We start from the raw sequence: 12,770 nt of genomic DNA, 5'->3' as shown, positions 1-12,770 counted from the left end.
AGAGGATTTTGATACGGCCAAGCTTTTCAGCGAAAAGCACTTCGCGAAAGCTTGACCGGAAACAGAGTATCTACGGGCGTGGTTTTGCTGTATGAACAAAATGGAATATGAAAGTGAATAAAAGATATTGTTCGGGAATAAAAAATCTCGGTATTGTCCGCTCCACACCAGCGATAGCACTTCACTGGCACTTCATTTTTTAGCCGTTGTCGACAACGACAAATAAGGACACTGCATGAAAAAGGTTCTGTTGTTCACCGCATTGGCGGCTGCCCTGACTGCGGGCATGGCCCAGGCTGGCGAAAAACTGGTGGTTGCCGCAACGCCGGTGCCGCACGCCGAGATCCTCGAACTGATCAAACCGACTCTCGCCAAAGAAGGCGTGGATCTGGAAATCAAGGTCTTCACCGACTACGTACAACCGAACGTGCAGGTCGATCAGAAGCGTCTGGACGCCAACTACTTCCAGACCCTGCCGTACCTGAAAAGCTTCAACGAAGGCAAAGGTACTCACCTGGTAACCGTGATCGGCGTACACGTCGAACCGTTCGGCGGCTACTCGAAGAAAGTCAAAACCCTGGCTGAGCTGAAAGACGGCGCAACCATCGCTATCCCGAACGAAGGCAGCAACAGCGGCCGTGCGCTGATCCTGTTGCAGAAGGCCGGCCTGATCGAGTTGAAAGACCCGAAAAATGCCCTGGCTACCCCAAAAGACATCGCCAAGAACCCGCACAACTTCAAGTTCAAGGAACTGGAATCGGCCATGCTGCCGCGTGTGCTGGATCAGGTCGACCTGGACATGATCAACACCAACTACGCACTGGAAGCGGGTCTGAACCCGGCTAAAGACGCGCTGGTGATCGAAGGTGCGGATTCGCCATACGTGAACTTCCTGGTCGCGCGTCCAGACAACAAGGACAGCGTGGCGATCCAGAAACTGGCCAAGGCCCTGACCAGCCCTGAAGTCAAAGCGTTCATCGAGAAGAAGTACAGCGGCGCGGTACTGCCAGCGTTCTGATTGAGCGGTAAAACCCTTCAAGGTTTCAACGCCGACGGCTTTCGATAGCGTCGGCGTTTTTTATTGCTCGCGAAAGTCAAAAGATCGCAGCCTGCGGCAGCTCCTACATTATTAGATCGGCGTAGGAGCTGCCGCAGGCTGCGATCTTTTTGCTCAGGCCACTCTTGCCTTCAACGCCCGGCGCAATGCCGTCAATAACTTCACGATGTCCTGCGGATCCAGCCGCTGGGGTGTTTTCACGTCTGCCATTTTTATCGTCCTTGTGATGGTTCGGCCGGGGAGTGTGGCCGCACGCTGCTCGTCCTTGGAGGGACAATCTGAAAAAAAGATCCTTCCTACAGCGAAAAGGAAAATAGCTGTCTCCCGCTGACAGCGCCAACCCTTCAGATAGTTTTTTGCGTGATATCAATATGCTTTATCGGTATTTAAATGTTTCTTTTTATACCTTTAAAGTCAGTGCCTGCCGGGCTGTTATCCACAGCTCAATGGACTGCGCCACCGTCGCTTACCCTGCGGCGTTCAGGATCTTCAATGACGTTCGATTACGCTTTCATCCTCAACACCTTGCCGGCGTTTCTCCGCGCCGTGGGCGTGACGCTGCAGGTCGGCCTGATCGCCATCGGCACTTCGTTGCTGGTAGCTCTGATCAACGCGACCCTTCTGGTGTTCCGCACGCCGTACTTGCAGCGCCTCGTGGCGTTGTACGTGGAACTGGCGCGCAACACTCCGCTGCTGATTCAACTGTTCTTCGTCTACTTCGCGTTGCCGGCACTGGGGGTGAAGGTTTCCGGCTTTGCGGCGGCGATCATCACCATGACGTTTCTTGGCGGTGCCTACCTCACCGAGGTGTTGCGGGCCGGCGTTGAAGCGGTGCCTGCGGCGCAACTGGAATCGGGCCGCTCCATCGGTCTGTCCCACTGGCAATTGCTGCGTTACGTGATCCTGCCGCAAGCGGGGATCCTCAGCCTGCCTTCGCTGTTCGCCAACTTCATTTTCCTGCTCAAGGAGACCACCGTGGTGTCGGCGGTGGCGGTGCCAGAGATTCTCTACACCACCAAGAGCTACATCGCGCTGTATTACAAAACCTACGAAATGCTCGCTGTATTGACGCTGATTTGCGTGCTGCTGTTCTTGCCGTTGTCGCTGCTGCTCAGCCGTCTGGAAAGGAGGCTCCAGCATGGCCAGTTCGGGTCTTGAGTTGCTTTGGGTGTCCTTGCCTCAGTTGGCCAAAGGCGCCGGACAAACCTTGTCGATTTCCTTTTTGAGTATCGTCATCAGCACGGTGGGCGGGGTGCTCTACGGCGTGCTGTGCAGCCTGAACTCGAAGTGGCTGAACGCGTTGCTGCGGGTCTATCTGGAGCTGTTCCGGGCAATCCCGGTACTGGTCTGGCTGTATTTGCTGTTCTTCGGCCTGCCAATTGTTTTCGGCGTGAGCCTGCCGAGTTTCTGGTGCGCGGTGCTGGTGCTGTCGTTGTGGGGCGCCAGTGAAGTCGGCGAAGTGGTGCGCGGCGCTTTACATTCCTTACCGCGAGGCCAGCGTGAAGCGGGGCTGTCGATCGGGCTGTCCGGCCCGCAGCTCTTCGGTTACGTGCTGCTGCCCCAAGCACTGAAACGCATGACGCCGCCGACCATCAACGTCTACACGCGAATCATCAAGACCAGCTCGCTGGCGGTGTTGATCGGCGTGGTCGACGTGATCAAGGTCGGCCAGCAGATCATCGAACGTACCTACGAATCGGTGTTGATCTACGGCGCACTGTTCCTGTTTTTCTTCTTTATCTGCTACCCGCTCTCGGCCGCTTCCCGCGTGCTGGAACGGCGCTGGACGCAAGCATGAGCGCATTGATCGAGTTCAAGGGTTTCAACAAGTTTTTCGGTGAGCATCAGGTTCTCAACGGGATCGACTTGAGCGTCGAAGCCGGCGAAGTGATCGTCATCCTCGGCCCCAGCGGCTGCGGTAAAAGCACCTTGCTGCGTTGCCTCAACGGCCTGGAAGTCGCCCACAGCGGCGAGCTGCGTTTCGCTGGGCGCGAGTTGCTAAGCAAGGCCACCGACTGGCGCGAAGTACGCCAGCAGATCGGCATGGTGTTCCAGAGTTATCACCTGTTCCCGCACATGAGCGTGCTCGACAACCTCCTGCTCGGCCCGCTCAAGGTGCAAAAACGCCCAGCGCGTGAAGCTCGCGAGCAGGCCTTGGCGTTGCTGGAGCGGGTCGGTCTTGCGGACAAGCGCGACGCCTTCCCGCGTCAGCTTTCCGGTGGTCAGCAGCAACGCATCGCCATCATCCGTTCATTGTGCATGAACCCGCAGGTGATGCTGTTCGATGAAGTCACCGCAGCCCTTGATCCGGAGATGGTCAAGGAAGTGCTGGAAGTGATTCAGGGCCTGGCCCGCGATGGCATGACCCTGTTGATTGTCACCCACGAGATGGCTTTCGCTCACGCTGTGGCCGACCGCATTGTGTTCATGGATGCCGGACGCATCCTCGAACAAAACCCTCCCGAGATTTTCTTTACGAACCCGCAAACCGCACGAGCGCAGCAGTTCCTGGAGAAGTTCTCCTACGTCGAAGCACTGCCCAAAAAGACTCTTGGAAAGGAATTGGAACTGTCATGAAAACTGCCAAGTCTTCACTGCTGCTACTCCCGTTGTTCGGCCTCGCATTGCTGGCCGGTTGCAACAAATCCGAAGAGGCTACCAAGCCTGCGACCTCTACCGCCAGCGCCAGGCCTGCGGCCAGTTACCTGGAAAAAATCAAAGCCCGGGACAAACTGATCGTCGGCGTGTTCACCGACAAACCGCCGTTCGGTTTCGTCGATGAAACCGGTCGTTATGTGGGTTTTGATACCGATATCGGCCGTCAATTCGCCAAGGATCTGTTGGGCGACGAGAATAAGGTCGAGTTCGTCGCGGTCGAGCCGGCGAGCCGGATTCCGTTCCTGCAGAGCGATAAGGTCGACCTGATCCTCGCCAACATGACCGTCACCCCGGAGCGCAAGGAAGCGGTGGAATTCACCAACCCGAACCTCAAGGTTGCGGTGCAGGCGCTGGTGCCGCAGGCCAGCGTGGTCAAAAGCCTTGATGACCTGGCAACCCGCACCACTATCGTCACCACCGGCACCACCGCCGACATCTGGCTGACCAGGAACCACCCGGACTGGAAGTTGCTCAAGTTCGAGAAAAACTCCGAGTCCCTGCAAGCCCTGGCCAGTGGTCGCGGCGATGCTTATGCACAAGACAATCTGGTGTTGTTCAGCTGGGCAAAACAGAACCCGGGTTATCGTGTGTTGGCTGAAACCCTGGGTGCCGAGGCGCCAATTGCGCCGGCGGTGAAGAAAGGCAACATTGAGCTGCGTGACTGGGTCAACGCCGAGCTGGCAAAGCTGGGTGAAGACAAGTACCTGCTCAAGCTCTACGACCAGTACGTGCGTAAAGAACTGAGCGATGACACCAACCCTGAGAGCGTGATTGTCGAAGGGGGGAAGTGGCAGGGGTAATCCCCGACCTTTGCAGTGACCTTACGGTCGCCATCGTCGGAACGCCGCCCGGAGCAAGCTCGCTCCCACAGGGATCTTCAGTGAACACAAAATAAGTGCTCACCAACGATCCCCCGTGGGAGCGAGCTTGCTCGCGATTGGTTTTGTCAGTCGCCAATCAATCCGGCCAGTTCCACGCAGCTGTATCCACCCCCTCGCTATACCCCCTCAATTTTTCAGTCTCCGGGTGCAGCGACTCAACCCTGATCTAAGCTCTCAGTCGTATCGTCACGTGTCCGCCCGCATCACGCCCGCCCGTATAACGCAAAGGAGCTTGCATGGCCGGTCCCGGATTCAAGTTTGTCGTTGGCCTGAGTTTCTTTGCCCTGCTGGCCGCGTGCGGCGATAAGAAGCCGGTCGAGAAGGAACGCCCGCGGGTGTTCGTGCAAGAGGTCAAACCCACGGATTTCGCCGCCTCGGTGACCCTGACCGGGGATGTTCAGGCGCGGGTTCAGACCGAGTTGTCGTTTCGCGTTGCGGGCAAGATCATCCAGCGCATGGTGGATGTTGGCGATCGTGTTTCCGCCAGGCAGGTGTTAGCCAGACTCGACCCGAAAGACCTGCAGACCAGCGTTGACTCAGCGCAGGCCCAGGTGGTCGCCGAGCAGGCGCGGGTCAAACAGGCCGCCGCTGCCTTTGTGCGTCAGCAAAAACTCCTGCCCAAGGGCTACACCAGTCAAAGCGAATACGATTCTGCGCAGGCTGCGTTGCGCAGCAGCCAGAGCGCGTTGACCGCAGCGCAGGCGCAGTTGGCCAATGCCCGCGAGCAACTGAGTTACACCGCGCTGATTGCCGACGCCCCCGGCGTGATCACCGCGCGTCAGGCTGAAGTCGGTCAGGTGGTGCAGGCCACGGTGCCGATTTTCAGCCTGGCTCGGGATGGCGAGCGTGACGCGGTGTTCAATGTCTACGAATCGCTGTTGAGCGCGCCGCCATCGAATCGGTCGGTGGTGGTCAGCCTGCTCGACAACCCGAAGATCAACACTACTGGCACGGTGCGCGAAATCACCCCGGCGGTATCGGCGCAAACCGGTACGGTGCAGGTCAAGGTCACCCTCAGCGCATTGCCGGAAGGCATGCAGCTGGGCTCGGTGGTCAGTGCCACGGCCAAGGTGCCGGGCAAGCCTGCGGTCGAGTTGCCTTGGGCAGCGCTGACCAAGAACCTCAACGAGCCGGCCGTGTGGTTGGTGGACGCTGACGGCAAGGCTCAGTTGAAAACAGTCAAGGTTGGCCGCTACCTGACTGGCAAAGTGATCATCAGCGAAGGCCTGAATGGCGGCGAGAAAGTCGTCACTGCCGGCGGCCAGTTGTTGCACCCCGACGTGTTGGTGGAGATCGTCACACCGCCCGCCGAAGGTCCGACTAAAACGCCGGGAGCACAGCCATGAAGCGCGTGTTGCTGCTGTTGTCGGCGGGGCTGTTGCTGGCCGCCTGCTCGAAAAAGGAAGAACCCCCGGAGCCTGTGCGTCCGGTGCTGTCCATCGAAGTGCAATCCTTTGACCAGCAGGACCTCGGGCGTTTTGCCGGGAGCATTCAGGCGCGCTTCGAAAGCAACATCGGTTTCCGTGTGCCGGGACGTATCGCCAGCCGTAATGTCGACGTTGGCAGTGAGGTCAAGAAGGGCGCGTTGCTGGCAACCCTCGACCCGACCGATCAGCAGAACCAGTTACGTGTCGCCGAGGGCGATCAGGCGAAGGTCGAGGCGCAGTTGATCAATGCCCGGGCCAGTGCACGCCGTCAGCAGGAACTGTTCAACAAGGGAGTGGGCGCCCAGGCGCAGCTGGACATTGCCCAGACCGAACTGAAAACCACCCAGGCTTCACTGGATCAGGCCAGGGCGTCGGTCAGTCAGGCCAGGGACCAGCTCAATTACACCGAACTGCGTACTGATCACGCCGCCATCGTGACGGCCTGGAACGCCGAGGCCGGACAGGTGGTGACGGCGGGGCAGCAAGTGGTGACGCTGGCGCGGCCGGACATCAAGGAAGCAGTGATCGATCTGCCGGCGGGCCTCGCCGAGCAACTGCCTGCCGATGTGGTGTTTGAAGTCGCAGCGCAACTTGATCCGAGTATCCACAGCACGGCGATCATCCGCGAGATCGAGCCGCAGGCGCAAAGCGCGACCCGTACTCGCCGCGCGCGACTGACCCTGGCCGAGACCCCGCGGGGCTTTCGTCTCGGCACGGCGATCAGCGTGACCTTGAGCTCGGCCATTGAGCCGCGTATCGAATTGCCGCTGACGGCCTTGCAGGAAGTCGACGGTAAAACCCGTATCTGGGTGGTCGACAAACAGACCCTGACCGTTTCCCCGCGAGACGTCACCCTGCTCAGTCGTGGCGTTGACAGCGTGATCGTCGGGCACGGGGTCAAAAGCGGTGAGCGAGTGGTCAGCGCCGGTGTGAACAGCCTCAAGCCGGGGCAGAAAGTCAAAGTCGACGAGGACAGCCCGCGATGAAAGGGAGCTTCAACTTATCCGAGTGGGCCATCAAGCATCAGTCCTTCGTCTGGTATTTGATGTTCGTCGCCTTGCTGATGGGCGTTTTCTCGTACCTCAATCTGGGGCGCGAAGAAGACCCGTCCTTCACCATCAAAACCATGGTGATCCAGACCCGTTGGCCCGGTGCGACCCAGGAGGAAACCCTCAAGCAGGTCACTGACCGTATCGAGAAAAAACTCGAAGAGCTCGACTCGCTCGACTACGTGAAGAGCTACACCCGGCCCGGCGAATCCACGGTCTACGTCAACTTGCGTGACACCACCAGTGCCAAGGACGTCCCGGAAATCTGGTACCAGGTGCGCAAGAAGATCAACGACATTCGCGGCACCTTCCCCCAGGGCATACAGGGTCCGTCGTTCAACGACGAGTTCGGTGATGTATTCGGCTCGGTGTACGCCTTTACCTCCGACGGCCTGTCGATGCGCGAATTGCGCGATTACGTCGAGCAGGCTCGCGCCGAGATCCGCGACATACCGGGACTGGGCAAGATCGAGATGGTCGGCCAGCAGAATGAAGTGCTCTACCTGAATTTCTCCACCCGCAAACTGGCGGCGCTCGGCATCGACCAGCGTCAAGTGGTGCAGAGTCTGCAAACCCAGAACGCGGTGACCCCGGCCGGGGTGATCGAGGCCGGTCCAGAGCGAATCTCCGTGCGCACGTCCGGGCAGTTCGCCTCGGAAAAAGACCTGGCGGCGGTCAATCTGCGGCTCAATGATCGCTTCTACCGTTTGGCCGATATCGCTGAAATCACCCGTGGCTACGTCGACCCGGCATCACCGCTGTTCCGCTTCAACGGGCAGCCGGCCATCGGCCTGGCGATTGCCATGCAGAAGGGCGGCAACATTCAGGCCTTTGGTAAGGCTCTGCACCAGCGCATAGACGAACTGACAGCCGAGCTGCCGGTGGGCGTCGGTGTACACAACGTGTCGGACCAGGCTTCCGTGGTGGAAGAGGCGGTCGGTGGCTTTACCAGTGCGTTGTTCGAGGCGGTCATCATCGTGCTGGCGGTCAGCTTCATCAGCCTTGGCGTGCGTGCCGGGCTGGTGGTGGCTTGTTCGATTCCGCTGGTGCTGGCGATGGTCTTCGTGTTCATGGAATACAGTGGCATCACCATGCAACGGATTTCCCTCGGTGCGCTGATTATCTCCCTCGGGCTGTTGGTGGACGACGCGATGATCACCGTCGAGATGATGGTCACGCGTCTGGAAATGGGCGAAACCAAGGAACAGGCCGCGACCTTCGCCTACACCTCGACCGCGTTCCCGATGCTGACCGGGACCCTGGTAACCGTCGCCGGCTTCGTGCCGATTGGTCTGAACGCCAGCTCTGCCGGTGAGTACACCTTCAGCTTGTTTGCGGTCCTTGCCGTGGCCATGCTCGTGTCGTGGATCGTCGCGGTGCTGTTCGCCCCAGTGATCGGCGTGCACATCCTCAGCGCCAGCATAAAACCCCATTCCGAGGAGCCTGGGCGTATCGGCAAGGCCTTCAACAGTGGCTTGTTGTGGAGCATGCGCAATCGCTGGTGGGCTATCAGTATTACGGTGCTGTGCTTCCTGCTGGCGGTGTTTTCCATGCGTTTCGTGCAGAACCAGTTCTTCCCGTCGTCGGATCGCCCGGAAATCCTCGTCGATCTCAACCTGCCGCAAAACGCCTCGATGGATGAAACCCGCAGGGCCGTCGACCGTTTCGAAGCGACCCTCAAGGGCGATCCGGACATCGTGCGCTGGAGCAGCTACATCGGCCAGGGCGCGATTCGTTTCTACCTGCCCCTCGATCAGCAATTGCAGAACCCGTACTACGCGCAACTGGTGATCGTCAGCAAGGATTTCAAAACCCGACAGGTGCTGAGCGAGCGCTTGCGCGAACGGCTGCGCAAGGACTTCGTCGGCATTGGCAGCTTCGTGCAAGCCCTGGAAATGGGGCCGCCCGTAGGCCGGCCGATCCAGTACCGGGTCAGCGGCAAAGACATCGATCAGGTGCGCAAGCACGCCATCGACCTGGCCAGCGAACTGGACAAGAGTCCGCACATCGGCGAGATCATTTTCGACTGGAACGAACCAGGCAAAGTCCTGCGCATTGACATCGCCCAGGACAAGGCGCGGCAACTCGGGTTGTCGTCCGCAGACGTGGCGAACCTGATGAACAGCATCGTCAGCGGCTCGGCGGTGACTCAGGTCGACGATGACATCTATTTGATCAACGTGGTTGGACGCGCCGTGGACGCCGAGCGCGGTACGCCGGAAACCCTGCAAAACCTGCAAATCGTCACGCCCGGCGGAACGTCGATCCCTCTACTGGCCTTTGCCACCGTGCGTTATGAACTGGAGCAGCCGCTGGTCTGGCGTCGCGACCGCCAACCGACCGTCACCATCAAGGCGGCGGTGCGCGACGAGATTCAACCGACCGACCTGGTGATGCTGCTCAAACCTGCGATCGAGAAGTTCACTGCCGGGTTGCCGGTGGGCTATAAGGTCGCCACCGGCGGTACGGTCGAAGCAAGCGGCAAGGCCCAAGGGCCGATCGCCAAAGTCGTGCCGCTGATGCTGTTTCTGATGGCGACCTTCCTGATGATCCAGTTGCACAGCGTGCAGAAGCTGTTTCTGGTGGCGAGTGTCGCGCCGCTGGGTTTGATCGGTGTGGCGCTGGCGCTGATTCCGACGGGGACGCCGATGGGCTTTGTAGCGATTCTCGGGATCCTGGCGCTGATCGGCATCATCATCCGCAACTCGGTGATTCTGGTGACTCAGATTGATGAGTTCGAGAGCAACGGATATTCACCGTGGGACGCCGTAGTGCAAGCCACCGAGCACCGGCGCCGACCGATCCTGCTCACCGCCGCATCGGCCTGCCTGGGCATGATCCCGATTGCCCGGGAAGTGTTCTGGGGGCCGATGGCCTACGCGATGATTGGCGGGATCATCGTCGCCACCTTGCTGACGTTGCTGTTCCTGCCGGCGCTGTATGTGGCCTGGTACAAGATCAAGGAACCGAAAAAAACCGCACAGTAACGGCGAGCGCTTCGCGCTCATCGCGAGCAAGCTCGCTCCCACACTGGATCTGTTAACGACGAAGAACCCTGTGGGAGCGAGCTTGCTCGCGAAGGCGTCCGAATTGACTACGCCGCTTTACGCCAGACACTCGCCAACCAAGGCTGCTGATCACGTGGCAGCCCGGCCGGCCGGTAGTAATGCTCCAACTCGACAAACCCCGCCTCTGTCAGCAGTTTCTGCCACGCCGCCAGATCGTGATACGCGCCAAAGCGCTCACCATTCCAGCCTTCACGGTTATCCCCGCGCGGATTCGAACTGAACAACACACCGCCCGGTTTCAACGTCCCGTGCAACTGCTTCAGCACCCGAGGCAGTTCCTGAACAGGAACGTGAAACAGCACTGCATTGGCGAAAATCCCATCGAAGCGTTCGGCCGGCAGATCGAGTTTCAGAAAATCCTGCTGCCAGACCTCGCAACCGCTGTCCTCGCGGGCCATCTGGGCGAACCGTTCCGAACCATCGAGGCCGATGGCGATGTGGCCCATGCGAGTGAAGGTTTGCAGATCGCGGCCCGGGCCACAGCCGAAGTCGAGCACGGTGAACGGCGCGGTACCCTGAATGTGTCGCAACAGCGCGTCGATGTTCTGGCTGACATCGTGATCGCGTGTGCCTTCACGGAAACTCTCGGCCACCTGGTCGTAGTGCCCCAGTGTGGTCGCGGTGATCTGTTTGAGGTCGTCGGGGGTGTGTTTCATGGCGGCTGCGCTGGTAAAGGGTGAGTTCGCCGAATATACGCCATGACGAGGGCGGCGGCTTCGCCGCCAATCGCGAGCAAGCTCGCTCCCACACTGGATAGTGTCGATCCCTACAATTTTGTATTCACCGAGGATCAAATGTGGGAGCGAGCTTGCTCCGGGCGGCGTTCCGACGATAGCAATTTTATTGGCGCCGCATCACTTCAGGCAGACTCAGCGCTTATTCAAAACACCCGCCAATCGATCCCCACCCAACTGAATCACCGCCACCAGAATCACCAGCAACACAATCACCGTCAGCATGATCTGGCTATCAAACCGCTGATAGCCGTAGCGGTACGCGATATCGCCCAAGCCACCGGCACCAATCGCCCCGGCCATGGCCGACGAGTTGATCATCGTCACCAACGTGATGGTGAAACCACCGACGATTCCCGGCAGCGCCTCGGGCAACAACACGTGCCAGACGATGTGCCAGCGTCGGCAACCCATGGCCTGGGCGGCTTCGATCAGGCCGTGGTCGACCTCGCGCAGGCTGACCTCGGCGATACGGGCAAAGAATGGTGTGGCGGCGATGGTCAGCGGCACCACTGCAGCCCAGACGCCATAGGTGGTGCCGACGATCAAGCGGGTGAACGGGATCAGCGCGACCATCAGAATCAGAAACGGAATCGAGCGGAACAGGTTGACGAAGGCCCCCAGCGCACGGTTCAGCGCCGGTGCTTGGTAGATACCGCCCTTGGAACTGGTGACCAGAATCACCGCCAGCGGAATACCCGCCAACAGCGCGATCAGCGATGACACGCCGACCATCAGTAAGGTGTCGATAACGCCCTGCAGCAATCGATCAAACCACATAACCGAGCACCTCCACGTGTTGCGCCCAGTGACTGGCGCGCTGGCGCATTTCTTCGGCACCCAAGGACGAGCCGGTCACTGCCAACAACAATTGCCCGAGGGCGTGACCCTGAATCCGTTCGACGCCGCCTTGCAGCAAGCGCACTCGCCCGCCGAGCATACTGAACAGCGCCGCCAGGTCCGGTTCATCATGGCTGCTGCCGGTGAACTGCAAGCGCAGCACTACCGCGGATTCCGCCGAGTGTGGTTGGGCCTGCAAACGGCTTTGCAGTTCTTCCGGCAAGCCATGTTGCAGAGGCGCCAGCAGGGTTTTGCTGACCTCGTGCTGCGGATTGCCAAACACTTCCCAGACCGGCCCTTGCTCAACAACTCGTCCATGTTCGAGTACCACCACCCGATCACAGATATCGCGGATCACCGCCATTTCGTGGGTGATCAGAATGATCGTCAGCCCCAGACGCTGATTGATCTCGCGCAGCAGGCCGAGGATCGACTGCGTGGTCTCCGGGTCGAGGGCCGAGGTGGCTTCGTCGCAGAGCAGAATAGCCGGGTCGTGCACCAGCGCCCGGGCGATGCCGACGCGCTGTTTTTGCCCACCCGAGAGCTGCGCCGGGTAGGCCTTGTGTTTGCCTTGCAGGCCGACCAGTTCCAGCAGTTCACGGACCTTTTTTTCACGCTCGGCTTTCGGCACGCCAGCGACCTTGAGCGGCAGTTCGACGTTCTGCCACACGGTTTTGGCCGACATCAGGTTGAAGTGCTGAAAGATCATGCCGATCCGCCGACGCAGGGCCACCAGACGGTCCTCATCGAACTCGCCGATGTCTACCTGATCAATCAGCACTCGCCCCGTGCTCGGTTGTTCGAGGCGGTTGATGGTGCGGATCAGCGATGATTTGCCGGCACCGCTGCGGCCGATGATGCCGAACACTTCACCGCGCTGGATCGCCAGGTCAATGCCCTGCAGCGCATCGACAGGGCCTTGTTGGCCGTTGTAGGTTTTGCCGAGGCCGATAAACCGTACGTGGGCGCGATTGAGCTCTGGATGCAGTTCAGTCTGTTGAGCGCTGCGAGACGGCGCAATTTCCAGTCGAAGTTGGGCGTTGGCGGCATTCATGG

Annotated in this window: 11 protein-coding genes; 8 read left to right on the top strand and 3 right to left on the bottom strand. The window is 59.7% G+C overall.

Annotated elements, in window-relative coordinates:
• Positions 1-235 precede the first annotated feature (235 nt).
• The 8 genes from AC1RKH_RS07375 (at position 236) to AC1RKH_RS07340 (ending at position 10,059) form a co-directional block, all read left to right on the top strand.
• On the top strand, positions 236-1,018 hold the full coding sequence (locus AC1RKH_RS07375) for a MetQ/NlpA family ABC transporter substrate-binding protein (RefSeq protein ID WP_493061881.1): 783 nt from the start codon (positions 236-238) through the stop codon (positions 1,016-1,018).
• Positions 1,019-1,549: 531 nt separating this feature from the next.
• Positions 1,550-2,215, top strand: a complete 666-nt coding sequence (locus AC1RKH_RS07370; protein ID WP_493061882.1) for an amino acid ABC transporter permease — start codon at positions 1,550-1,552, stop codon at positions 2,213-2,215.
• Positions 2,196-2,855: an amino acid ABC transporter permease gene (locus tag AC1RKH_RS07365; RefSeq protein WP_493061883.1), complete on the top strand. Its 660-nt coding sequence runs from the start codon at positions 2,196-2,198 to the stop codon at positions 2,853-2,855. Before AC1RKH_RS07370 ends, AC1RKH_RS07365 begins: the two co-directional genes overlap by 20 nt.
• Positions 2,852-3,634, top strand: a complete 783-nt coding sequence (locus AC1RKH_RS07360; RefSeq protein WP_493061884.1) for an amino acid ABC transporter ATP-binding protein — start codon at positions 2,852-2,854, stop codon at positions 3,632-3,634. Before AC1RKH_RS07365 ends, AC1RKH_RS07360 begins: the two co-directional genes overlap by 4 nt.
• A complete protein-coding gene (locus tag AC1RKH_RS07355) occupies positions 3,631-4,515 on the top strand; it encodes a transporter substrate-binding domain-containing protein (protein WP_493061885.1) in 885 nt (294 codons plus the stop codon). Before AC1RKH_RS07360 ends, AC1RKH_RS07355 begins: the two co-directional genes overlap by 4 nt.
• Before the next feature lie 317 nt (positions 4,516-4,832).
• Positions 4,833-5,942 (top strand): efflux RND transporter periplasmic adaptor subunit, encoded by a 1,110-nt coding sequence (locus AC1RKH_RS07350; protein ID WP_493061886.1) that lies wholly within the window; start codon positions 4,833-4,835, stop codon positions 5,940-5,942.
• On the top strand, positions 5,939-7,009 hold the full coding sequence (locus AC1RKH_RS07345; RefSeq protein ID WP_493061887.1) for an efflux RND transporter periplasmic adaptor subunit: 1,071 nt from the start codon (positions 5,939-5,941) through the stop codon (positions 7,007-7,009). The genes AC1RKH_RS07350 and AC1RKH_RS07345 overlap by 4 nt, the downstream gene beginning before the upstream one ends.
• Positions 7,006-10,059, top strand: a complete 3,054-nt coding sequence (locus tag AC1RKH_RS07340) for an efflux RND transporter permease subunit (RefSeq protein WP_493061888.1) — start codon at positions 7,006-7,008, stop codon at positions 10,057-10,059. Before AC1RKH_RS07345 ends, AC1RKH_RS07340 begins: the two co-directional genes overlap by 4 nt.
• Before the next feature lie 107 nt (positions 10,060-10,166).
• Here AC1RKH_RS07340 and AC1RKH_RS07335 read toward each other — a convergent pair whose 3' ends face one another.
• The 3 genes from AC1RKH_RS07335 to AC1RKH_RS07325 form a co-directional block, all read right to left on the bottom strand.
• Positions 10,167-10,796 (bottom strand): class I SAM-dependent methyltransferase, encoded by a 630-nt coding sequence (locus AC1RKH_RS07335; RefSeq protein ID WP_493061889.1) that lies wholly within the window; start codon positions 10,794-10,796, stop codon positions 10,167-10,169.
• Between the two features lie 213 nt (positions 10,797-11,009).
• Positions 11,010-11,654, bottom strand: a complete 645-nt coding sequence (locus AC1RKH_RS07330; protein WP_493061890.1) for a methionine ABC transporter permease — start codon at positions 11,652-11,654, stop codon at positions 11,010-11,012.
• Positions 11,644-12,768, bottom strand: coding sequence for a methionine ABC transporter ATP-binding protein (locus tag AC1RKH_RS07325; protein ID WP_493061891.1), 1,125 nt, complete (start codon positions 12,766-12,768; stop codon positions 11,644-11,646). The genes AC1RKH_RS07330 and AC1RKH_RS07325 overlap by 11 nt, the downstream gene beginning before the upstream one ends.
• Positions 12,769-12,770: the final 2 nt, after the last annotated feature.

Source organism: Pseudomonas sp. GW822-FHT06B12, from assembly GCF_058799675.1.
The sequence above is the reverse complement of the archived record's forward strand: the minus strand, read 5'-3'. Positions and strand labels throughout refer to the sequence as shown.

Bases quoted from the DNA above. Each gene is read 5' to 3' on its own strand.
- AC1RKH_RS07370 (WP_493061882.1), top strand. From the start codon at position 1,550: ATGACGTTCGATTACGCTTTCATCCTCAACACCTTGCCGGCGTTTCTC.
- AC1RKH_RS07365 (WP_493061883.1), top strand. From the start codon at position 2,196: ATGGCCAGTTCGGGTCTTGAGTTGCTTTGGGTGTCCTTGCCTCAGTTG.
- AC1RKH_RS07345 (WP_493061887.1), top strand. From the start codon at position 5,939: ATGAAGCGCGTGTTGCTGCTGTTGTCGGCGGGGCTGTTGCTGGCCGCC.
- AC1RKH_RS07330 (WP_493061890.1), bottom strand. From the start codon at position 11,654: ATGTGGTTTGATCGATTGCTGCAGGGCGTTATCGACACCTTACTGATG.
- AC1RKH_RS07335 (WP_493061889.1), bottom strand. From the start codon at position 10,796: ATGAAACACACCCCCGACGACCTCAAACAGATCACCGCGACCACACTG.
- AC1RKH_RS07355 (WP_493061885.1), top strand. From the start codon at position 3,631: ATGAAAACTGCCAAGTCTTCACTGCTGCTACTCCCGTTGTTCGGCCTC.
- AC1RKH_RS07375 (WP_493061881.1), top strand. From the start codon at position 236: ATGAAAAAGGTTCTGTTGTTCACCGCATTGGCGGCTGCCCTGACTGCG.
- AC1RKH_RS07360 (WP_493061884.1), top strand. From the start codon at position 2,852: ATGAGCGCATTGATCGAGTTCAAGGGTTTCAACAAGTTTTTCGGTGAG.
- AC1RKH_RS07325 (WP_493061891.1), bottom strand. From the start codon at position 12,768: ATGAATGCCGCCAACGCCCAACTTCGACTGGAAATTGCGCCGTCTCGC.
- AC1RKH_RS07340 (WP_493061888.1), top strand. From the start codon at position 7,006: ATGAAAGGGAGCTTCAACTTATCCGAGTGGGCCATCAAGCATCAGTCC.
- AC1RKH_RS07350 (WP_493061886.1), top strand. From the start codon at position 4,833: ATGGCCGGTCCCGGATTCAAGTTTGTCGTTGGCCTGAGTTTCTTTGCC.